Below are 22319 nucleotides of genomic sequence, written 5' to 3'. Positions count from 1 at the left end.
CGGAGCGGGGACCGGCCTCCGTCACCCCCTTACCCCGTTCGGACGCCGGTCCAGGCACACTGGGGGCATGACGACCGGCACACCGCCCCCGACCGCCCGCAGGCGCTCGCGCGCCCGGACCTTCGTACCCCTCGCCATTGCCGCCTGGGCGGTGCTGGAGATCTGGCTGCTCACCGTGGTGGCGGACGCGGCAGGCGGGTTCGCCGTGCTGCTGCTCCTGGCCGCGGGCGTCGTCCTCGGGGCCGTGGTGATGAAGCGGGCCGGCCGCCGCGCCTTCCGTAATCTCACCGAGACGCTCCAGCAGATGCCGGGACAGCAGGGGGCCGGCGGTTCGTCTCCCACCCCTTCGAGCACCCGTGGCAATGGCTTCCTGATGCTCGCCGGGCTCCTGATCATGATTCCGGGGATGATCTCGGACGTGGCCGGACTGATGCTCCTGGTACCCCCGGTCCGGTCGGCGCTCAGCAGATACGCGGAGCGCTCGCTGGAACGGCGGATGAGGGCGGCCGGCCCCGGCAGCCTCTCGGACGCCTTCCAGCAGGCCCGTATGCACCGCCCGGACGGCAAGGTCGTCCAGGGTGAGGTGATCCGCGAGGAGCCCTCCCGCCCGGACGACAACCCGCGCCCGCCCCTGACGCCGTAACCACCGGACCCGACCCCGTCAGAACGAGGCCCGAGCCCGGCAGATTCAAGCCCGTGCGGCGATGGAGGACATCTTTGACCGCGGCCCGACGAGGCCGAGCTCGACCGGCCCCGGCTCCACGGCAACGCGCACCGCACCGCCACAGCCGGCCGCCCAAGGCCCACGCACAGAGCCGCGGGCCGCGACACACAAGGTGTCGCGGCCCGCGGCTCTGTCTCGATGCGGTGCTACGCGGTCAGGCAGACTTCCTGCTGTCCCGCGGATGCACTGCGATATTCATGGCGCCGGAGCGCAGAACCGCCAGCCTCTCGGCCAGCACCTCTTCCAGCTCCTCGCGTGTGCGCCGCTCCATGAGCATGTCCCAGTGCGTACGCGCAGGCTTGCCCTTCTTCTCCTCGGGGCCATCCCCGTCCACCAGGAGTGCCTGGGCGCCACACGCCTTGCACTCCCACTCCGGCGGAATTTCCGCCTCTACCGAGAACGGCATCTCAAATCGATGTCCGTTCTGGCATGCGTACTCCACCGCCTGGCGCGGGGCCAGATCGATGCCGCGGTCCGTCTCGTAGCTGGTAACCACGAGTCGCGTGCCGCGGAGAGCTCGCTCACTCATGAATCGTGCCTCCCGGGCTTGTCGCCCACAGGACAAATGTCGCTGTCGTCGTCATCCGGTCAACGTCCGGTCGGCGGCAAAGATTCCCGTTGCCGGTCATGCGTCGCCCGTCGTGCCGCTGCTTTTTCAGGTTTGCGAGTGTTCAGGTACCCGCCTATGCCCGGTTTGTCACATCTGGCGGAAGTTGTCACCCAACGGTTTGGATTCTTCCACTCGCAGTAACGGTCCTCCGGGCAGGCCAAAGGCGTACACTACCGGCCTTTCACTTCAACGTCTAAATCCGTTCGGGAACAGGATTTCCGGCGGCCGCCACGGCCTGCCGGACCGGCACCCTCGCAAGCAGTACGGAACCGACCACGAAGAAGACCACCAACGAGATGATCGCATCCCGATAACTGCCGGTCAGCTGGTACGCGAGGCCGAACACCAGTGGCCCCAGCCAGCTCAGTCCGCGGTCGCTCATCTCGTACGCGGAGAAGTACTCGGCCTCCTTGCCGCGCGGCACCAGATGCGAGTAGAGCGACCGGGACAGCGCCTGGCTGCCACCGAGGACCAGGCCGATCGCCGCGGCCAGCGCGTAGAAGAAGAGTGGTGAGCCGGCGGGCAGGAAGTAGCCGGCGACGAGGATCAGCGTCCAGATGACGAGCGACCCGAGGATCGTGTGCTTCGCACCGTAGGTCCGGGCCATCCGCCCCATTCCGAGCGCGCCGGCGACTGCCAGCACCTGGACCAGGAGTACCGCCGTGATCAGCGTCGTCTGGCTCAGGTCCAGCTCCTCGGAGCCGTACACGGATGCCTGGGAGATGACGGTCTGCACACCGTCGTTGTAGACGAGGTACGCCAGCAGGAACGAGAGGGTGAGGGGGTGGCGGCGCATGTCGCGCAGGGTCGCCCTCAGTTGCCGCCATCCGGAGCCGACCGCCTCGGTGCTGCCCGGCTTCGTCTTCCGGTCGCGCAGCCGCCGCAGCGGTATGACGGTGAAGGCGCCCCACCAGACACCGGCGGAGGCGAGACAGATACGTACGGCATCCGACTCGGAGAGGCCGAAGGAGTCGTGGCCGGTGTAGAGGATCAGATTGAGGACGAGGACCAGAGCCCCCGACGTGTAGCCGAAGGCCCAGCCCCGGGACGAGACGGCGTCGCGTTCCTCGGGCCCCGCGATCTGCGGCAGATAGGCGTTGTAGAGCACCATCGACACGGAGATCGAGGCGTTCGCCACGATGAGCAGGAACACGCCGAGCAGATAGCGGTGCCCGTCCAGGAAGAACATCGCGGCCGTCGCGGTCGCGCCCGTGTAGGCCGCCGCCGCGAGAAGCGGCTTCTTGCGGCCCGTGCGGTCCGCCGCCGCGCCCACGATCGGCATGAGGACGACCGCCACGACGAGGGAGGCCGAGACCGCGTACGCGAACAGCGACCCGGCGCGAACCGGGATGCCCAGCGGATGGACGTAGCCGTCGGCGTCGGCGGCGGCCTTGGCGACCGACGTCAGATACGGCCCGAGGAACACCGTGACGACGCTCGTCGAGTAGACGGAGCAGGCGAAGTCGTAGAAGTACCAGCCGCGTTGCTCGCGGCGTCGCTCGTCGGCGTCTGCCGCCCCGGCCGCCGTGCCGTCCGCAGGCCCGGCGGTGTCCGTGGTCTCGGCGCTCATTGCGTACCCCTCGTCTCTCCCCGTGGAGACGTCACCGGGCCGGCGTCAGGCCCAGGCCCCCCGCTCGCTCAGCACCGAACGCAGCGTCTCGATGTGATCGGTCATGATGCCATCCACCCCGAGGTCCAGGAGCGCGGCCATCCGCTCCGGTTCGTTCACCGTCCAGACGTGCACCTGGAGCCCGCGCGCGTGCGCCTCCCGCACGAAGCGCCGGTCGACGACGCGCACGCCGCCCTGGCTCTCCGGGACCTGCGCGCAGACCGCACCTGCGCGCAGCGCCGCCGGGATGCCGAACGAACGCAGCCGCAGCCCCAGGACGCCGCGGACACCGTAGGACGTGGCGAGCCGCGGGCCCGCCAGCCGGTGTGCCCTGGCAACCCGCGCCTCGGAGAAGGAGCCGACGCACACCCGGTCCCAGGAGTCCGTCCGGCGGATCAGCTCCACGAGGGGCACGAGCGCGGGCTCCGACTTGATGTCCACGTTCCAGCGGGTCTCGGGAAACGCCTCCAGCAGCTCCTCGAACAGCGGCAGCGGTTCGCGCCCCGCCACCCGGGCCCGCTCTATCTCGCTCCACGACAGCTCCGCTATCCGGCCCCGGGAGTCAGTGACCCGGTCCAGGGTGGCGTCGTGGAAGGCGACCAGCCGGCCGTCCGCCGAGGCGTGCACATCGGTCTCGAAGTAGCGGTACCCGGCGTCGGCGGCCCGGCGGAACGCGGCCGCGGTGTTCTCGATCCCGTCCGCCGCTCCGCCTCGGTGGGCGAACGCGAGCGGTGCGGGGTGGTCCAGATAGGGGTGGCGTACGGAAGTCACTGCGGCAGTATGGCCTGCCCGGATGTCCGGGGGACGACCGTGGTGCCACCACTGTCCGTGATCGCGAAGAAGCGCAGGAAGAACTGGGCGAGGGGGCCGATGGCCAGGGCGTACAGGACCGTGCCCACGCCGAGGGAGCCGCCGAGCAGGAACCCGGTGACCACGACCGCGATCTCGAGCGCCGTGCGGACGAGCCGGATCGACCGGCCGGTCCGCTGGTGCAGCCCGGTCATCAGCCCGTCCCTCGGTCCGGGGCCGAACCGGGCGGCGATGTAGAGCCCCGTCGCCACACCGTTGAGGACGATCCCCGCCGCCATCACCCCGGCCCGGGCCGCGAGCCCGTGCACCTCGGGGACGAGGGCGAGGGTGCCGTCCATCGCGAGACCGACGGCGAAGACGTTGGAGACGGTGCCGAGGCCCGGGCGCTGCCGGAGCGGGATCCAGAGCAGCAGCACGATCGCGCCGACGATGATCGAGACGACCCCGATGCTGATCCCCGTGCGCTCGGCGAGCCCCTGGTGCAGTACGCCCCAGGGCTCCAGTCCGAGACCGGCGACGACCAGCAGCGCCGAACTCGCCCCGTACAGCGCCAGGCCCGCGTAGAGCTGGATCAGCCGTCGGGGGAGGTGTGATCCGCGCGGCACGGCGGTGATGGACAAGTGGTGCCCCCTGGTGTGGTGGTCGTGGACTGCTGCATGTCACTCTGTGGCAGGGGATTGGCTGCCAACTATGGCCAATCCGAGGAAGGTGGACTGATTCTCATGGCGCAGTGGACTTCGGCCGTCGGCGCGGCACAGCTCGCGCGGCAGCTCCACGCCCAGCAGCCCCGGCCCGCGGGCCCCGGCAGCCGCCGCCCGCCCGCGTATCGCGCGCTCGCCGACGGTGTCCGGCTGCTCGTGCTGGAAGGCCGCGTCCCGGTGGCCGCCCGACTGCCCGCCGAGCGTGAACTGGCACTCGCCCTCTCCGTCAGCCGTACGACGGTCGCCGCGGCCTACGAGGCACTGCGGGCCGAAGGCTTCCTGGAGTCGCGGCGCGGGGCCGGCAGCTGGACGGCCGTCCCCGCGGGCAACCCGCTGCCCGCCCGCGGACTGGAACCGCTGCCGCCCGAGGCGCTCGGCTCGATGATCGACCTGGGCTGTGCGTCTCTGCCCGCCCCCGAGCCCTGGCTGACCAGGGCCGTCCAGGGAGCTCTGGAGGAGCTGACCCCGTACGCCCACACCCACGGCGACTATCCGGCCGGCCTCCCCGCGCTGCGGCAGATGATCGCCGACCGGTACACCGGGAGCGGCATCCCGACGATGCCCGAGCAGATCATGGTCACCACCGGCGCGATGGGCGCCATCGACGCGATCTGCCACCTCTTCGCCGGCCGCGGTGAGCGGATCGCGGTGGAGTCCCCGAGCTACGCCAACATCCTCCAGCTGATGCGGGAGGCGGGCGCCCGCCTCGTGCCGGTGGCCATGGAGGAGGGGCTCGGCGGCTGGGACATGAACCGGTGGCGCCAGGTGCTGAGGGACGCGGCGCCCCGGCTCGCGTACGTGGTCGCGGACTTCCACAACCCCACCGGCGCCCTGGCGGACGAGGACCGCCGCCGTGCACTGGTGGACGCCGCCCGGTCGGCCGGCACGGTCCTGGTGGTCGACGAGACGATGCACGAGTTGCATCTGGACGACGACGTGCACATGCCCCGCCGCGTCTGCGCCTTCGACCCGGCCGGCAGCACCGTGCTCACCGTCGGATCGGCCAGCAAGGCGTTCTGGGCCGGAATGCGCATCGGCTGGGTCCGCGCCTCGCCGGACGTGATCCGGAGCCTGGTGGCCGCCCGTGCCTACGCGGACATGGGGACCCCGGTCCTCGAACAGCTGGCCGTCAACTGGCTGATGCGCACCGGCGGCTGGGAGCAGGCCGTCCAGATCCGCCGGGAGCAGGCGCGGGACAACCGGGACGCGCTCGTCACGGCGGTGCGCCGGGAGCTGCCGGACTGGGAGTTCACCGTGCCGCGCGGCGGGCTGACGCTCTGGGTGCGCACCGGCGGGCTCTCCGGGTCACGGCTCGCGGTGGCCGGGGAGCGGGTCGGGGTGCGGGTGCCGTCCGGACCCAGGTTCGGGGTCGACGGGGCCTTCGAGGGCTACGTACGGCTGCCGTTCACGGTCGGCGGCCCGGTGGCGGACGAGGCGGCCCTGCGGCTCGCGGCCGCCGCCCGGCTGGTCGGTTCGGGGGCGGGCGCGGGGGCCGAGGCGCCCCGTACGTTCGTGGCCTGAGCGCCGGCGGCATGCGGCGAGGGGGCCCGGGGACCGATCGGTCCCCGGGCCCCCTCGCCGCATGCCCGGGTCAGTCGCTGAGGGTCAGGCCCTCGACGGCGACGGAAGCGGTCACGGTGTCCGCCATCACCGGGTCGGGGACGCTCGCCTCGACCGCGGTGCGCCGCTCGGGGAGCAGGTCGAGCACCGCCTGGCGCTGCGCCTCGCTCGTCGCGTCGTCGTACGGGTCGGGCGTGGCCGGCACCTGGATGCGCAGCACCTGGCCGGTGCCGAGCCGTGCGTACCCACGGCCGGGCGGGACGTCCGGAGTGGGGGTGGTGTGCGGCTCCAGGCCGAGGACGGACTCGATCTGGCCGGGCGAGCAGTGGCCGAGCACGACCCGGGCCCTGGTGTGGGACCGGACGGTGTCGCTGAGGGCGTCCAGGCTGTCGAACTGCTCGGTCATCACCACGGTGACGTTGGCGGCCCTGCCATGACGCAAGGGCACCTGGAGCAGTTCCTGCGGATCGGGTCCGTCGCCCGCGGCGGCGAGGTGGCCGAGCACGCTCGGCCGGTCCAGCAGGATCCAGAGGGGGCGTCGGGTGTCCTCGGGGGCGGCGTGGCCGGCCTGCCGGGCCCGGTTGGCATCGATCAGACGCCGCTCCGTCTCGTTGGCCGCCCATTCCAGGGTGGACAGTGCCCCGGCCAGTCCGCACTCGACGGCCAGGACTCCCTCGCGCCCGGTGAAGCACGCGTACTCGCCGGTGCCGCTGCCTTCGACGATCAGGATGTCGCCGTGCTGGAGCGCCTGCAGGGCGATGGAACGCAGGAGCGTGGTGGTGCCGCTGCCGGGCTGCCCGGCGATCAGCAGGTGCGGCTCGGTGGAGCGCGCGCCGGTCCGCCAGACGACTCCGGGTGCGTCCCGGGTCCCGTCGCCGTCGCTCACCGGCACCGTGCGCTGCACCGCGTCGTCGTCGGTGAAGCCGAGGACGGTCTCGCCGGGGGCGGTGACGAAGCGCTGGGCGGTGAGGGAGGTGGGCAGGGCGTCGAGCACGTTCATGACGAGCTGGTTGCCCTCCTCGTCCCAGCTGAACAGGTACTCCCGGCCACGGCCCGACTTGGCGTGCAGCAGTTGTTCGATCCGGGCGCGGGAAGTGGCCTCGCTGTCGGTGAAGTAGGCGGGATACGTCACACGGAGACTGCTGACACGGCCGTCGCCGTCGAACTCGTATCCGCTGAAGACCTTGTCCCAGTCGCCTCCGTGGGTGAACAGCGGACTGGGGTCGTCGGCCGTCGAGAAGTACGGCACGAGCGCCTCGTACAGAGCCTGCAGGCGCCCGGTCTCCGCCTCGTCGGGGCCGGTTTTGACGGGTGTGCGTTCCCGTCCCTTCCATGCGGCGGCGCCCATCACCGTGACGAGGGCCAGCAGCGGCCCGTACGGGATGAGCGCGACCACAAGCACGCAGGCCGCGACGAGGAACAGCGTGGGACCACGCCGGTCCTTGGGTGTCGCGGCCCACTTCTGCCGTCCTGCACCGGCCAGCAGCCGCAGACCACGAGTGATCATGATCAGCGGATGGAGCACGTCGGTGGCGCTGTCGGCGGCCGTGCGCGCGAACTCTCGACTGCGAGTGATCGAAGCGCTGCCGCTGCTCAGAATGCGGGGGAGTGGTCGCCGGGCCACGTCGGTCTCCTGAAGGGGGTGGGAGCGGTAGCGGAGGGTCAGAACTTGATCCCGCCCAAGAGGCCGGCGAGGCTCGCTCCGCCCGCTGTGATGCTCGGTGCGATGGCGGTGCCGGCCAGGTAGAAGCCGAACAGGGCGGTGACGAGGGCGTGCGATGCCTTGAGGCCGTCCTTCCTGAAGAACAGGAAGACGATGATGCCGAGGATGACGACGCCTGACATGGAAAGGATCATGAGTGGTTCTCCTGGTTGGGGGGACAGTCACCATGAGTCCTTCCAAGCTCACCGGAAGTATCTATATGATAAAAGCTGTAATTGGGTGAAAAGTCGGTTTTTTCACTGGACTGGCGGACAGGGAAGCGTCGACGGAACGAAAATCCGGGGCCGGGCCGACTCCCGTCGTCACTCGACGTGATCCTTTGCCATGGGTGGGCCGGGGCATGTGCGGCCCCGGGCAGTACCCTGTCGATTCACTCGTACGGCCCACGCGGCGCACGCCCCGGCGGGCGGGCAGCAGCACGAACGGTTAAAGGAAGGCGGTCCCCCGATGAGCGAAACCCCTGATCCCGAGGTGGTCGAGCTGGCGACCAAGGTCTTCGACCTGGCACGCCACGGCGACGCCGACGCCCTCGCGGCCTACGTCGACGCCGGTGTCCCGGTGAACCTCACCAACGACCGGGGCGACTCGCTGCTGATGCTCGCGGCCTACCACGGGCACGCTCCCGCCGTCACGGTCCTGACAGGCCGCGGCGCCGACCCGGACCGCGCCAACGACCGCGGGCAGACGCCGCTCGCCGGAGCCGTCTTCAAGGGCGAGGACGCGGTGATCAAGGCCCTGCTCGACGCGGGGGCCGATCCGGCGGCCGGAACGCCCTCCGCGCTGGACACGGCGCGCATGTTCGGCAAGGCCGACCTGCTGGAACTCTTCGGCGCCCGCTGAGCGGGCTTCGCCGTAAATGTGGTCGCGGTGGCGAAATGGCTGGGTCATCATGACGTCGCGGGCCCGATTCGGGCCACCGACGAGAGGCAGGAAGATGCTCTACACCAGGCAGAAGACGGCGGTCGGCCGATCATGTTGCTGCGCGGCCTAGTGCCCACCCGGCACGTGGAACTGCACAGTCCCGGTTGCGTCGACAGCTTGATGTGAGGCTTTTCCCATGTTTGATCCGTTCATAGCGCCGAGCGGCACCCTGCTCGGTCTGCTGCAGAGGGGCCGCGGCGACGGCACGCTCCACGCACTCGCCGCACCACGCCCCGAGGCCCTGGCGGCTCTCAACCACTGCGTCCTGAGCGACCCGCGTCACGACTGGCAGGTCGAGAACCGCTCCCTCTACTACGCACGCCTGTACCTCGACCTCGACGGCGGGATCGAGGAGATCGAGCGGCACCTGTGCGATGCCGACGACCACCTCGACACGGACGACTCACGGACCGGTCTGGCCCTGGCGGTCCTCGGACACCTCGCCTCGTACGGCCGCGACGACGCCCTGGCCCTGTTGCGGCGCTACGCCGCGACCGGTTCCAACTGGGCCTGGGCCCTGGACGAGCTGGCGCTGCGTGACGACGACGCCGGTCTCCGGTCCCTCGCCGTGCCCGTGCTCGCCCGGTTCCCGGACAACGCCGAGGGCCGCGCCGAGCTGGCCGCCACCGTGCGTGACGCCTACGAGCCGCGCCCCTGGCGGCTGTGGGCCGACGATCCGCACGCCTCGGTCGGCGCCCGGGTCCGAGCCGCCTCCGAACAGGGCTCGTTCGACCGCTGGCAGCGGCAGATGCGGCCCGGTGGCCCCCGCCCCGGATGGAGCGTCCAGGCGGTGTTCGACTGGGCCCAGGAAGGGCTCGACCGCGGCAGCTCCCTCCATGTGCCGGCCGCCCGCTGCCTCTCCGCGGTGGCGGGGCCCGAGGACCGGCCCGTGATCGTCGAGGCCGCCCGCAGTGGTCCGGAAGGCGCCCGCTGCGCCGCGCTGCACTACCTCGCCGCCGAGGTCCGCGACCCGGCCGTGCTCGACCTGATCGAGGCCGCGACGGTCAGCGCCCCGCGCACCGTCGCCGAAGCGGCCGTCGCCGCCTTCGAGCGGATGTGCGGCGAACCCGCCGTGGAACGTGCGCGCCGCTGGGCACGGCGGCCCGACGCGCTCGGTGCCTCGGCGGCCGGTGTGCTGGCCGGTCGCGGCGGCCCGCAGGACGCCCCGCTGGTTCTCGGAGCCCTGCGTGACGCCGTACGGGGCGAGGGGCCGGACGCGCCTCGGCTGTGGTCCCTGGTCGACGGCGCCGGCCGGCTCGGCATCGCCTGTGCCGCTCCCGTGCTGCGCCACGTCTACCGGGAGACGTCCTCCTCCCATCTGCGGGGCAGGGCCGCCCGGGCCCTTGCCGCCACCGACCCCTCCTTCGCCACCGGCTTCGCCGTCGAATGCCTGTGGGACTGCGAGGAGACGACCCGCGAGGTCGCCGCACGCCACGCGGAGACCGGTGACATCAGAGTGGCCGAGCGCCTGCGCCGGCTGGCAGCCGATCCGGCCGAGGAGGCCGAGGTGCAGTCGGCCGTACGCAGCAGGATCGGACCGGACGCACCGGCGGTCTGACGGGGCCGGACACCCCGCCCCGGGAACCGCACAGCCGAGGAACCGCAGGAACGCAGCGCGTCGGGGGCGCGCCGCGCCATTCCGCCCCGTCACCCAGGGCCTCCCGCCACTCCCAGCCGGATCCCCACCGCGCCCTGCGCCCCGTACGAAGGGCCGCGCGCCACTATGGAGGGATGACCGGACGCTGGGAGTTCTGGATCGACCGAGGCGGCACGTTCACCGATGTGGTGGGCCGGGACCCCGACGGGCGGCTGGTCACCCGCAAGCTCCTCTCGTACGACCCGGAGCGCCACCGGGACGCCGCCGTGGCCGGCATCCGGCTGCTGCTGGGGCTCACACCGGACGAACCGGTCCCCGCCGACCGGGTCGCCGCCGTCAAGATGGGCACCACCGTCGCCACCAACGCCCTGCTGGAGCGGCGCGGCGAACCCACCGTCCTGGTCATCACGGAAGGCTTCCGGGACGCCCTGCGCATCGCGTACCAGAACCGGCCCCGGCTCTTCGACCGCCGCATCCTGCTACCAGAGGCCGTGTACGAGCGGGTGATCGAGGTCCCCGAGCGGGTCGACGCCCAGGGGCGGACCGTCAGGCCCCTGGACCGGGCCACGGTGGCGGAGCGGCTGCGTGCGGCGCGAGGCGACGGCCTGAGCAGCGCTGCCGTCGTCCTCATGCACGGCTACCGCCACCCGGACCACGAGAAGGCGGTCGCCGCCGAGGCCCGTGCCGCGGGGTTCACCCAGATCAGCTGCTCCCACGAGGTCAGCCCACTGATCAAGCTGGTGCCGCGCGGCGACACCACGGTCGTCGACGCCTATCTCTCGCCGATCCTGCGCCGGTACGTCGACACGATCGCCGCCGAGCTCGACGGCATCCGGCTGATGTTCATGCAGTCCAACGGCGGCCTGCGCGAGGCCGCCCGTTTCCGGGGCAAGGACGCGGTGCTCTCCGGGCCGGCCGGCGGCGTCGTCGGCATGGCCCGCACCTCCGCGCAGGCCGGATACGACCGGGTGATCGGTTTCGACATGGGCGGCACATCCACCGACGTCTCGCACTACGCGGGCGAGTTCGAACGCGAGCTCGGCACCGAGGTGGCGGGCGTTCGGATGCGCGCCCCCATGATGAACATCCACACCGTCGCGGCGGGCGGCGGTTCGGTCCTGCACTTCGACGGCCGGCGCTACCGGGTCGGCCCCGACTCGGCCGGAGCTGTGCCGGGCCCGGCCTGCTACCGCAGGGGCGGACCTCTGACCGTCACCGACGCCCAGGTGATGCTCGGGCGGATCCAGCCGGCCCACTTCCCCGCCGTCTTCGGGCCGGACGGCGACCTGCCCCTCGACGCGGACATCGTGTGCGAACTCTTCGAGACACTCGCCGACGAGGTCGCCCGGGCCACCGGGACGAGGCGCACAGCGGCCGAAACAGCCGCCGGATTCCTGGAGATCGCCGTGCTCGGCATGGCGAACGCGGTCAAGAAGATCTCCGTGCAGCGCGGGCACGACATCACCCGGTACGCCCTCACCGGCTTCGGCGGCGCCGGCGGACAGCACGTCTGCGCCGTCGCCGACGCCCTCGGCATCGACACGGTCCTCGTACCCCCGCTGGCCGGTGTACTGTCCGCCTACGGCATCGGGCTGGCCGACGCCACCGCCATGCGCGAACAGTCCGTCGAGGCGCCGCTCGACGCCTCCGCCCGGGCCCGCCTGGATGAGCTCTGCGACGCGCTGGCCGCCCGTACCCGGGGTGAACTGCGCTCCGACGGCGTCCCGGACAGCGCGATCAGCACCCGCTCGCGCGTACTCCTGCGGTACGAGGGAACCGACGCGAGCCTCATCGTCGACCTGGACACGGTGACCGCCATGACCGAGGCGTTCACGGGCGAACACCGCGCACGCTACGGCTTCACGATGGACCGGCCGCTCGTCGTCGAGGCGGTCTCCGCCGAGGCGACCGGGACGGCGGGGGAGCAAGCCGCACCGCGACCGTCCGGACCGGAGCGGGGCGAGGCCACCGCACCGCAGTCCCGCGAAACGGCACGGATGTTCGCCGGGGGCCGCAGGCAGGACGCCGCCCTCCACCGCAGAGCGGACCTGCGGCCCACGGACACCGTGACCGGTCCGGCCGTCATCGCCGAGGCCGACGCCACCACCGTCGTGGACCCGGGCTGGCAGGCCGTCCTCGGCGCCGCCGGTCATCTGATCCTGACCCGCGCCCTTCCGCGCCCCGCGAGACAGGCCGTCGGCACCCGGGTCGACCCGGTCATGCTGGAGGTCTTCAACAACCTCTTCATGTCCATCGCCGAGCAGATGGGCGTGCGCCTGGAGAACACAGCCCACTCCGTCAACATCAAGGAGCGGCTCGACTTCTCCTGCGCCCTCTTCGACGCGGACGGCAACCTGATCGCCAACGCGCCGCACATCCCGGTACACCTCGGCTCCATGGGGGAGTCCATCAAGGAAGTGCTGCGCCGCAACGACGGGACGATGCGACCCGGCGACGTGTACGCCATCAACGATCCGTACCACGGCGGTACGCATCTGCCCGACGTGACCGTCGTGACGCCGGTGTTCGACGAGACGGACGGCGGTCCCGCACTGAGGTTCCTGGTGGCCTCGCGGGGCCACCACGCCGAGATCGGCGGCATCACTCCCGGCTCGATGCCGGCCTTCAGCCGTACCGTCGACGAGGAGGGTGTGCTCTTCGACAACTGGCTCCTGGTACGGGACGGCACCTTCCGCGAGACCGAGACCCGCGAGCTGCTCACCACCGCCGCATACCCCTCCCGGGACCCGGACACCAACCTCGCCGACCTGCGCGCCCAGATCGCCGCCAACGAGAAGGGCATCGCCGAACTGCGCCGCATGGTCGATCAGTTCGGCCCCGACGTCGTCGACGCCTACATGGGGCACGTGCAGGACAACGCCGAGGAGTCCGTGCGCCGCATCGTCGCCGGACTGCACGACGGCCACTGCAGGTACGAGACGGACAACGGTGCCGTGATCGAGGTGACTCTGACAGTGGACCGGGAAGCCCGCAGCGCGGTCGTCGACTTCACCGGCACCTCACCGCAGCAGCCGGGCAACTTCAACGCGCCGAAGTCGGTGGTCATGGCCGCCGTGCTGTACGTGTTCCGGACCCTGGTGGCCGACGACATCCCGCTCAACAGCGGCTGCCTCACCCCGCTGGAGATCAGGGTTCCGGAGGGCTCGATGCTGGCACCCGTCCACCCCGCGGCCACGGTCGCAGGCAACGTCGAGACCTCGCAGGCCGTCACGGGAGCGCTGTACCTCGCCCTGGGAGTCCAGGCCGAGGGCTCGGGCACCATGAACAACCTCACCTTCGGCAACGACCGGGTGCAGTACTACGAGACGTTGGCGAGCGGTTCGGGTGCGGGGGACGGCTTCGACGGCACCGACGCCGTACAGACCCACATGACCAATTCGCGGCTCACCGATCCCGAGATCCTCGAATGGCGCTACCCGGTGCTGCTGGAGAGCTTCCGGGTGCGCGAGGGAAGCGGCGGGGCCGGCCACTGGCGCGGCGGCTGCGGGGTGGAACGCCGGATCCGCTTCCTCGAACCCGTCACGGTCGCGCTGCTCACCGGACACCGCCGCGTCCCGCCGTACGGCATGGCGGGCGGCGGGACGGGTGCCCTGGGCAGCCAGCACATCGAACGCGCCGACGGCGGCGGTACCCCGCTGAAGGGCTGCGACACCGCCGATCTGGACGCCGGGGACGTACTTGTCATCCGCACCCCGGGCGGCGGGGGCTACGGAGCCCCGGACACGACCGGCAACCGGGCCCCTGGAGACCCCCACGGCGGGGCATGACCGACTCCGGGGCAACCGGCCGCATCTGCGCCGTTTCGACCGTTGTCAGTCCGAGGACCTAATCTGTGCAGCGTGACTTCGCCTGCCTACACGGAAAACGCTGCGCCCCAGCTCAGCGCGGGGCCGCGGCCCGCACCGGGCCCGGCCGCCGACGAGGGGCTCTCGCGGCGGCTGCGCGCCCTCGCCTGCACGGCGCCGCTGCACGACCTCGACGTGCGCAAGGCGAACCTCGCCGGTGAGTACACCGTGTACGCGATGGCCGAGGTCGCCCTCGCGGCCATCGACCACGTCACCCTCAACATGGACTTCGACACCGGAGCCGACCACGACCAGATAGTGGCCAGACTGCTTCCGCGCGTCGCCGCACAGGCCCCGAGCCGCCCCGTCGCCGAGCACGAACGGGTCGCCCGCTGGGTGCTGGAGAACCTGATCAACGTCGGCAGTGTGGACCGCGGTTTCCGGGCGGTCTACGGCACCTTCGGGTCCGACGGCGTGTACGTCCGCCGGGACTACGACTTCAAACTGATCGAGGAAGTCCCGGGATACGGCGGCACCGTCTACCTGCGGGCCACCGACGAAGCGGTCAACGTCCTGGTCGGCGCGCTCGACACGGACGTCACCAGCGCCCAGATCGCCGCCGAGGTGAAGCTGGAGGTCCTGATCAGCCGGGGCCGCCTCGCCGACGCCCAGCTCGCAGCCGAGCAGGCCCGCTACCGGACCGTGCAGTACGCGCAGACGCTCCGCAAGACTCTCGACGCGACCCGGCGCAACGTCCGCGCGGTCGACTGGCTCAACGCCGTGCCCGACATGATCGCCGAGGCACTCGACCACGTCGCCGACCGGTACCGCCACGAGAACGCGATCCTCACCAACATCCGCAAGGCCCGGGACGAGGCCGAGGAGCCCGAGCACAAGAGGCGCGCCGCCGAGCTCGTCGACATCGTCAAGGACTGCATCCGCCGCCACACCCAGCTCCAGTCCCGCCTCCTGGAGGCCGGGCCGCTGTTCCGTGCCGAACAGGACCGCCAGGCCTTCGCCGCGCCCGCCGCCCGCACGGGACTCGACCTGTACGGACAGCTCCTGGCCCCGCTGCTGCCGCTCCCCGTCGAGCAGGCCATCCGGGCCACCGACGCGTTCTTCGCCCGCGGCACCGGGCTGCGCACCCCCACGTCGGTCCGGGTGGGTGACCTGGTCGACATGCTGCTCACCCCGCCGCTCGAACGGGAACACCTGGGCGCCGAGATGCCCGAGCCGGATCTGATCGCCACCCCGGACGACAGCCGGTTCAGCGAGGAGCAGCTGGCGTCCGCGATGCAGCTGCTCGACCTGGAACACGACGCACCGCGCCGCCTGTCCGGACTCCTGGCCGAGGCCCGGCGGCGCGACGCGGACCTGCCCTACCTGGTCGCCCTGCTCGCGGTGCACGCCGCCAGCCCGCCGGTCGGCACCGCATACCGCCAGGGCGAGCGGCGGCTGCTGTTCTCCGTGGACGACGGCACCCCGCTCGAGGACCCCGAGTTCGGCGGCGCCGACCTGATCGTGGGCATGGCCCTGCTGGACGCCGCCGGCATGGCAGCCGACCGCTCGGAGGCGACATGAGAACGCCCCGGCACGCGTCGGCCGTCTCCGTGAGAGCCGGCGCCACCCCCGTGAGAAGGGGCGCCGCCCCGCACGGCGCAGCCACAGGCACCCGGGCCGGCCACCCCGTACCGAAGACTTTCCGCAACAAGGAGCGACCGTCGTGAGCGACCACCGCGCAGAGCACGCCGACGCGTGGAACGAGCCGACCGCCGCACACCCGGCCGACCGGGCGACGCCCATGGCCGGCTACCCCGCGGACCGGCCCGTCTCCGGGCCGTCGGCGGCCCCCGCCGCGGTCACCCCCGCCGATGCGGCGGACGCCTCCCGGCTCGTCGCCTTCGGGCTCCAGCCCAAACTGCTGCCCGCACGCGACGCCGAGTACGCCGAGCTGCTCCGCCGCTACCGGGAGGAGCCGGCCTTCGCCCGGCTCGCCGACGCCGTGGCCACCGGACTCGGCCTCGTCGTACTGGAGGTGTCCACCCGGGCCGGCATGGCCGTCACGGCGGGCGAGGACTCGGTCTTCGCCGTGCGCATGGGCGACTACGCCCGGCGGGCCTCCTCGGACTCCGCCGACCGCTTCCTCCACGGGCTCGCGCACCTGGCCGTCGCCGCGATGGCCTTCCCCCGCCCCGAGGACCTCGCCGACGACGCGTACATCGGCCGGATCACGGTCAACGGCGTCGACGCCTTCGTCCGCCAGGCGTGCCACCGCCTGGAGGAGCGCGCGGAGGAACACGGCGACAACTCCGACCCGGCCAGTGACGCCCCCGGCCTGGAGGCCGGCTGGCGGATCTACGCCCGGCGCAGCGCCACCGGAGCGACGAAGGACGCCCGGCGGCTGGCCGGGTCCACCACCGGCATCGTCGGCAAGGCCGTGGCCTTCCTCACCGACTCCGGCTTCCTCCAGCGCACCGGGGACGACGCCGGAGGCGCCTTCCGCACCACCGCCCGCTACCAGCTCCAGGTCCGGGACATGGCAGGCGGTGCCGCCATGGCCGAGCTCCTGGAACTGGGCGTGGTGCCGGTCACCGACGGATCGGCGACCCTGCTGCCGCCACCTGACCCCGACGACCTGGAGCTGGCGGCCGACGCCGGTCTGCCGTTCCACAGCTGACCGGCCCCCACAGCCGGGCCGGCCGCTGACCGGCCCCGCCATCGACGTCTCCTTCCCGCTGCCTGAACGACGAGAGTCCGCCGCCATGTACGAGCTGTCCCGGGTCCGCCTCTACTCCATCGGGCCTGCCGGCGCCCGCTACGCCGACACCGTGCTCGACCTGCGCGGCGTCGGCGAGCCAGTGCCCCACCCCGCACCGGCCCAGGCGGAGTTCTTCGAGGACGAGCCGGTCGGCCCGCCGCGTCGGCCCGCGCCCGCCGGGGTGCTCTTCCTGGAGAACGGCGGCGGCAAGTCCGTCCTGCTGAAGCTGATCTTCTCGGTGATGCTGCCCGGTCACCGCAACACCCTCGGCGGCGCCAGCTCCGGCGTGCTGCGCAAATTCCTGCTCGCGGAGGACTGCGGACACGTCGCGCTGGAGTGGCAGCACACGCTGACCGGCGAGTGCGTGGTCGTCGGCAAGGTCAGCGAGTGGCGTGGGCGCCAGGTCTCCAACGACCCCAGGAAGTTCGCCGAGGCCTGGTACTCCTTCCGCCCCGGACCCGGGCTCAGCCTCGACTCGCTGCCCGTCGCCGAGGCCACTTCGGTCGGCCGCCCCGCCGAAGGCGTCTCCGGCGCCCGCGGCCGGCGCCGCACCATGAAGGGCTTCCGCGACGCCCTGACCGAGGCGGGCAAGTTCTACCAGCACCTCGACGTGCACTGGGAAGAGATCCACGACCGCTGGAACGAGCACCTCGGCGACCTGGGTCTGGACCCCGAACTCTTCCGCTACCAGCGCGAGATGAACGCCGACGAGGGCGAGGCGGCCGGACTCTTCGCGGTGAAGAAGGACTCCGACTTCACCGATCTGTTGCTGCGTGCCGTCACCGACACCCGCGACACCGACGGCCTCGCCGACCTCGTCAGCGGTTTCGGGAACAAGCTGGGCCGCCGCGCCGAGCTCACCGCCGAACGCGACTTCACCGCAGGCTCCGTCGACCTGCTCGGCCGCATCGTGGAGGCCGCCGAAGCCCGCGCCAGGACCCGGGACGTCCACGCCGGTGCCGAGCGACGCACCCGCACCCTGGCCCGCAGGCTCTCCGTCCGCGCCGGTCTGGAGCGCGGCCGGACCGCGGAGCTCGCCCAGCAGGTCACGGGCGCCGCCCACACCGTCACGGCTGCCGAGGACGCCCGAAGCCGCAGCGCCCTGATCGCCGCCGAGCTCGCCTACCGGCACGCCTCCCTGGCCCTGACCGTGGCCGAGAAGAGCGCCGCGGCCCAGCGCCGCGAACTCGGCGACGCCCGCACCCTGCACTCCGCCTGGCAGGCCGCCGAGGCAGTGCTCCGCCACCGGGCCGCCGCCGACCGCTCCGCCCGCGTAGCCGTCGCCATCCGTGAGGCCGAGCGCGACGCCGCCCCGGCCCTGGCCGCACGCGCCACCGCGGCCGGCGATCTCGTACGGGCCCTGCACACCGCCGCCGAAGCGGGCGAGAGCGTGGCCAACGAGGAGGAGGAGCGCTCCGGCACCCTCCAGACCGCGGGTGAGGCCGCTCACCGCGACGCCACCACCGCTGCCACCGAGGCCCAGCGCGCCCGCAGCGAGGCCGGCCACCTGCGCCAGCGCCTGGCCGAGGTGGAGCAGGAGACCGCCGAAGCCGTCCGCGCGGGCTGGCTCGACGACACCGCGCCGGGCGCGGACCCGGCCCGCGCCGCGCTCGCCGCGAACGATGCCGAGCAGTCCGCAGTAGCCGCCTGGGACACCGCCCGCGAGGCCGCCGGGGCCGCGGCGGACCGGTCCAGGCAGGCCGCAGCGGCCGAGAGCCGGGCCGAACTCGCCGCGGCGCGGGCCGCCGACGGCGCACGCGCCGCGGAGCAGGCGTACGAGGCCGAGCTCAGGGCCGCCGAGTCCATCGCCGCCGACCACCGCCTCGCCGACCTCCTGGGTCTGCCCACCGCCGGAGGTGTTCCCCGGCCCCGGCGGGCCACGCAGGGCGGTGCCGAGGACCAGCAGCAGTACGACGAGGGCGTGGGCGCGGAGCCCGGCCCCGCCGCCCCGGACGGCACCGGACAGGCCGCTCACGGTGCCCACACCGCCACGGCCGCACAGCCCAGGTCCGCCGAACAGCCCCTCACCGCAGACGAGTTCGACCGCAGCGCGGAGGAGTTGCGGGATCTCCTCGACCAGGGCGTCGCCTCCGCCGAACGGCGGCTCTTCGAACTGCGCACCGCGGCGGCGGACGACTCCCGCATCCTGGGCGCGCTCGGCGACGGCGGACTGCTGCCGCCCGGGCCCGACGTCCTCGCCACCGTCGAGTACCTCGGCGAGCACGGCATCCCGGCGCTGCCGGGGTGGCGCTACCTCGCCCAGGCCGTCGATCCCGCGGACCACGCGGCCGTGCTCGCGGCCCGACCCGAACTCGTCGACGGCGTCGTCATCACGGACCCGGACGCGCACTCCCGCGCCCGTGAAGTCCTCGGTGCCGCTGCCCTCCTGCCGCGCTCCGCCGTGGCCGTGGGCACCGCTGCCGCGCTGCTCGCCCCCGTGCCGGACCCCGCCGCCGGATCCGCCGCGAGCACCGACGGGGTGTTCCTCGTCCCGCCGAACCCGGCGATGCACGACGAGCACGCAGCCGACGAGGAACGGCAGGCGCTCAGGAGCCGGACCGCGGCCCGCGACGAGGACATCCGTACGCTGGCGGCCCGCCTCACCGGGGACCGCTCGCTCGCCGCCCGTATCGGTTCCTGGCGAGCGGACTGCCCGCCAGGCATGCTCACCGAACTCGCGGAAGCCGCCCGCACCGCCCGTACGGCCGCCGAGACGGCGGAGGCCGTTCTCGCCGAGGCCCGTACCGTGCGGGCCGAGGCCGACGAGGCGGCGGGGGACACCGCCCGCGTCCGCGACGAACGCCAGGAGGCCGCCCAGCGCGCCCGCCGTGCCGCCGACGCGCTCGCCGGACTCGCCTTCCGGCTCCGCGAAAGGGCGGGCTGGCAGGTCAAGCTGCGCGAACTGGTCGACGAGGCGGCCGAGTCCGAGGCCCGGGCCACCGTCTGCCTGGAGCGGGCCCGCGCCGCCGACGAGGACCGCAGGGCCGCCCAGCGCGCGGCCGACGACGCCCGCCGCACCGCCCGCGCACTGCGCGCCGAACGGGCCGAGATCGCCGGCGCCCCTGAGCACCTCCCGGAGCCGGAGGCGGGCGCCCCGCGGCACACCCTGCCCGCCCTGCGCGAGGCATACCGGGCGGCCTCCCAGCTTTACGAGAAGGTCGGCGTCGGAGCCGACCTGCGCGCCGAACAGGCGCGCGCGGAGAGCGACGAGAGCGCCGCACTGGCCGAGCTCGACCGGCTCACCAACAAGGTCCGCACCCGGGCCGCCCAGCTCCTGGAAAGCACGGACGGCGCCGACGGGCCCTCCCGGCAGGCCGCCGCCGCCCGCGCCGAGTCCCTGGTCCAGCTCCTGGAGACGCGCGCATCGGCCGCAAGCGAGCAACTGGGGCGGTTGCGCGGCGAGGCCGAGCGACTGGCCCCGGCCGACGGCGAGAGCCTGCACACCGAACTCCCCGACGACCAGGTTCCCGCCGACGCCGAACAGGCCCAGGCGCTGCTGCGTACCGCGACGGGCGAACTCGCCGCCGCGACAGCCGCACTGGACACCGCCCGCGCCGCCCACGCCGAGCTGCTCCACGCCCACCGCACCGCCGAGGACTCGGCAGGCGGCTTCGACGAGACAGCGGCCCTGCTGCGCGACCTCCTGCGGGACCACGGCGCCGAGGACGACCCGGAGAGCCCCGAGCCGTATCCCGGCAGCCTGGAGGAGGCCCGGCAGTCCGCAGCGGAGGCCCGCCGTTCACTGCGCGGCTGCGCCGCCGACCTGTCCACCGCGGAAGCGGCCGTACGGGAGGCGAGCGACGTCCTCGTGCGGCACGCCAACTCCACCCGCTACGAACAGGTCCGCACCCCGGCCCGCCAGCAGATCCGCGAACTCCCGGCCGCGGCGCTGCCCGAGCACGCACAGAAGTGGGCGACGGCCTTCGCACCCCGGCTGCGGGTCCTCACCGACGAACTGGCCCAGCTGGAGCGCAACCGCGACTCCATCGTCGACCGGCTGCGCGGCCTGGTGGACTCCGCGCTCACCACGCTCCGCTCCGCCCAGCGGCTCTCCCGGCTCCCCGAGGGCCTGGGGGAGTGGTCCGGCCAGGAATTCCTCCGGATCCGCTTCGAGGAACCCGACCAGGCCACCCTCACCGAACGGCTCGGCGAAGTCATCGACGAGGCGACCAAGGCGGCCCTGAAGAAGAACTCCGACCTGCGCCGCGACGGGATGTCGCTGCTGCTGCGCGGCGTACAGGCGGCGCTGGAGCCCCGTGGTATCGCCGTGGAGATCCTCAAGCCGGACGCCGTGCTGCGAGCCGAGCGGGTGCCGGTCGGGCAGATGGGCGACGTCTTCTCCGGCGGTCAGCTGCTCACCGCGGCCATCGCCCTGTACTGCACGATGGCGGCCCTGCGCAGCAACGACCGCGGCCGTGACCGGCATCAGCACCGGCATGCGGGGACGCTGTTCCTCGACAACCCCATCGGCCGCGCCAACGCCACGTATCTGCTGGAGCTCCAGCGGGCGGTCGCGGATGCGCTGGGCGTCCAGCTGCTGTACACCACGGGGCTTTTCGACACGACGGCGCTCGCCGAATTCCCGTTGGTGATCAGGCTGCGCAATGACGCGGACCTGAGGGCCGGGCTGAAGTACATCAGCGTCGAGGAGCACCTGCGCCCCGGACTGCCTCAGCAGGACCCGGGCGGCGAGACCGTGCACGGAGAGATCACCGCCACCCGGATGTTCAAGCGGTCCGCTCAGACACCGGATGTCCCCGCGGCCCGGACCGAGGACACACACCGCATGGCTCCGGAGCCCGGCACGGCCCCGTAGAAGGAACAGAAAGGGAAGTGGGCGGGGCGCGGGTCAGGCGCGGGAGAGACGGCTTCCCGCGTCCCGCCGCCGTATCCGCGCCGCGTCCCGCTCGGCGGTCCGCGCCGCCCGCCTCGCCGCGCGCCGCTCGCGGCGCAGCTGACGGGCCGAACTGCTGGGCTCCGACACCACACCGTTGCGCTGATTCCACACCTGCCGGGTGACCCACACGTCCAGGACCGACCAGGTCGCGACCACCGTGCCGGCCACACCGCCCAGCACCATCGGAAAGGCCAGCCAGGAACCGGTCAGCTCGGCCAGGAAGGCGACCATGGCCTGGATGAGTGTCAGCGACGTGATGATGACGGCCCGCACGGCTGCCGTGCGCACCGGATCCGGCATCCGCCGACGCGTAGCCGGCTCCTCGACCCAGAGTGGCTGCCGCGGATCCTCCGGCCGGCCCCGGGTCTCCGCGGCTGCGGTGTCTGTCTCCTTCGCCGCCCGGGCCGGTGGCACTCTCACCGCACCTTGACGCTCCTGCGTGTCCAAGGACTTTCAACTCCCCACCACTGTCCGACTTCAGGTCTGCTGCCCCGCATGCACCCTTTCTACGCGCACGGGATGTCCCGTGCTGCCCAGTGCACCCTTGCAGCTCTCCTGCCCCCGTACAGACAGACGAGTGCCGGAAGGTGAAGATTCCCTCGG

At 72.7% G+C, this 22319-nt stretch carries 15 protein-coding genes; 8 read left to right on the top strand and 7 right to left on the bottom strand.

Annotation, left to right across the window (positions count from 1 at the left end; all coding sequences use genetic code 11):
• Positions 1 to 67: 67 nt before the first annotated feature.
• Complete coding sequence (gene fxsA / locus SH922_RS05835) at positions 68 to 643, top strand: FxsA family membrane protein (RefSeq protein WP_393055393.1); 576 nt, start codon at positions 68 to 70, stop codon at positions 641 to 643.
• A gap of 235 nt (positions 644 to 878) precedes the next feature.
• On the opposite strand, the gene SH922_RS05830 is transcribed toward fxsA, so the two are convergent.
• The 4 genes from SH922_RS05830 to SH922_RS05815 form a co-directional block, all read right to left on the bottom strand.
• On the bottom strand, positions 879 to 1253 hold the full coding sequence (locus SH922_RS05830; RefSeq protein ID WP_003959706.1) for an RNA polymerase-binding protein RbpA: 375 nt from the start codon (positions 1251 to 1253) through the stop codon (positions 879 to 881).
• 274 nt (positions 1254 to 1527) lie between these two features.
• A complete protein-coding gene (locus SH922_RS05825; RefSeq protein WP_393055390.1) occupies positions 1528 to 2904 on the bottom strand; it encodes an MFS transporter in 1377 nt (458 codons plus the stop codon).
• Between the two features lie 45 nt (positions 2905 to 2949).
• Positions 2950 to 3714 carry a glycerophosphodiester phosphodiesterase gene (locus SH922_RS05820; RefSeq protein WP_393055387.1) on the bottom strand — a complete coding sequence of 255 codons (765 nt, stop codon included), beginning with the start codon at positions 3712 to 3714 and terminating at the stop codon, positions 2950 to 2952.
• Positions 3711 to 4373 carry a YitT family protein gene (locus SH922_RS05815; RefSeq protein WP_393055384.1) on the bottom strand — a complete coding sequence of 221 codons (663 nt, stop codon included), beginning with the start codon at positions 4371 to 4373 and terminating at the stop codon, positions 3711 to 3713. Before SH922_RS05815 ends, SH922_RS05820 begins: the two co-directional genes overlap by 4 nt.
• A gap of 102 nt (positions 4374 to 4475) precedes the next feature.
• Here SH922_RS05815 and SH922_RS05810 point away from each other — a divergent pair, with 102 nt between their 5' ends.
• The gene (locus SH922_RS05810; protein ID WP_393055380.1) at positions 4476 to 5975 is read left to right on the top strand and encodes a PLP-dependent aminotransferase family protein; all 1500 of its coding nucleotides are present in this window, start codon (positions 4476 to 4478) and stop codon (positions 5973 to 5975) included.
• 70 nt (positions 5976 to 6045) lie between these two features.
• Here the strand turns inward: SH922_RS05810 and SH922_RS05805 are convergent, their stop codons facing one another.
• Entirely contained in the window at positions 6046 to 7638 is a 1593-nt protein-coding gene (locus SH922_RS05805) for a hypothetical protein (protein ID WP_393055377.1), read from the bottom strand.
• A gap of 38 nt (positions 7639 to 7676) precedes the next feature.
• Positions 7677 to 7871 (bottom strand): hypothetical protein, encoded by a 195-nt coding sequence (locus tag SH922_RS05800; protein ID WP_018103962.1) that lies wholly within the window; start codon positions 7869 to 7871, stop codon positions 7677 to 7679.
• A 313-nt stretch (positions 7872 to 8184) separates the two neighbouring features.
• Between SH922_RS05800 and SH922_RS05795 the strand changes: the two genes are divergently transcribed.
• The 6 genes from SH922_RS05795 to SH922_RS05770 all read left to right on the top strand — a co-directional run bounded on the left by SH922_RS05795 (position 8185) and on the right by SH922_RS05770 (position 21635).
• Positions 8185 to 8577 carry an ankyrin repeat domain-containing protein gene (locus SH922_RS05795; RefSeq protein WP_393055374.1) on the top strand — a complete coding sequence of 131 codons (393 nt, stop codon included), beginning with the start codon at positions 8185 to 8187 and terminating at the stop codon, positions 8575 to 8577.
• A gap of 217 nt (positions 8578 to 8794) precedes the next feature.
• The gene (locus tag SH922_RS05790) at positions 8795 to 10216 is read left to right on the top strand and encodes a HEAT repeat domain-containing protein (RefSeq protein WP_393055371.1); all 1422 of its coding nucleotides are present in this window, start codon (positions 8795 to 8797) and stop codon (positions 10214 to 10216) included.
• 173 nt (positions 10217 to 10389) lie between these two features.
• Positions 10390 to 14043, top strand: a complete 3654-nt coding sequence (locus SH922_RS05785) for a hydantoinase B/oxoprolinase family protein (RefSeq protein WP_393055368.1) — start codon at positions 10390 to 10392, stop codon at positions 14041 to 14043.
• A gap of 72 nt (positions 14044 to 14115) precedes the next feature.
• Positions 14116 to 15642, top strand: coding sequence for a hypothetical protein (locus SH922_RS05780; RefSeq protein WP_393055365.1), 1527 nt, complete (start codon positions 14116 to 14118; stop codon positions 15640 to 15642).
• A 142-nt stretch (positions 15643 to 15784) separates the two neighbouring features.
• On the top strand, positions 15785 to 16738 hold the full coding sequence (locus SH922_RS05775; protein ID WP_393055362.1) for a hypothetical protein: 954 nt from the start codon (positions 15785 to 15787) through the stop codon (positions 16736 to 16738).
• Between the two features lie 85 nt (positions 16739 to 16823).
• Positions 16824 to 21635, top strand: coding sequence for a hypothetical protein (locus SH922_RS05770; protein WP_393055359.1), 4812 nt, complete (start codon positions 16824 to 16826; stop codon positions 21633 to 21635).
• Between the two features lie 33 nt (positions 21636 to 21668).
• Here SH922_RS05770 and SH922_RS05765 read toward each other — a convergent pair whose 3' ends face one another.
• On the bottom strand, positions 21669 to 22163 hold the full coding sequence (locus tag SH922_RS05765; protein ID WP_393055356.1) for a hypothetical protein: 495 nt from the start codon (positions 22161 to 22163) through the stop codon (positions 21669 to 21671).
• Positions 22164 to 22319: the final 156 nt, after the last annotated feature.

The organism is Streptomyces sp. LN549, assembly GCF_043203805.1.
Lineage (GTDB): Bacteria > Actinomycetota > Actinomycetes > Streptomycetales > Streptomycetaceae > Streptomyces.
This window is presented reverse-complemented; position numbering and strand designations above follow the sequence as displayed.

What these genes read in the sequence shown, in the direction of transcription:
- fxsA (WP_393055393.1), top strand. Translation starts at nt 68, where the DNA reads ATGACGACCGGCACACCGCCCCCGACCGCCCGCAGGCGCTCGCGCGCC.
- SH922_RS05830 (WP_003959706.1), bottom strand. Translation starts at nt 1,253, where the DNA reads ATGAGTGAGCGAGCTCTCCGCGGCACGCGACTCGTGGTTACCAGCTAC.
- SH922_RS05825 (WP_393055390.1), bottom strand. Translation starts at nt 2,904, where the DNA reads ATGAGCGCCGAGACCACGGACACCGCCGGGCCTGCGGACGGCACGGCG.
- SH922_RS05810 (WP_393055380.1), top strand. Translation starts at nt 4,476, where the DNA reads ATGGCGCAGTGGACTTCGGCCGTCGGCGCGGCACAGCTCGCGCGGCAG.
- SH922_RS05800 (WP_018103962.1), bottom strand. Translation starts at nt 7,871, where the DNA reads ATGATCCTTTCCATGTCAGGCGTCGTCATCCTCGGCATCATCGTCTTC.
- SH922_RS05795 (WP_393055374.1), top strand. Translation starts at nt 8,185, where the DNA reads ATGAGCGAAACCCCTGATCCCGAGGTGGTCGAGCTGGCGACCAAGGTC.
- SH922_RS05790 (WP_393055371.1), top strand. Translation starts at nt 8,795, where the DNA reads ATGTTTGATCCGTTCATAGCGCCGAGCGGCACCCTGCTCGGTCTGCTG.
- SH922_RS05785 (WP_393055368.1), top strand. Translation starts at nt 10,390, where the DNA reads ATGACCGGACGCTGGGAGTTCTGGATCGACCGAGGCGGCACGTTCACC.
- SH922_RS05770 (WP_393055359.1), top strand. Translation starts at nt 16,824, where the DNA reads ATGTACGAGCTGTCCCGGGTCCGCCTCTACTCCATCGGGCCTGCCGGC.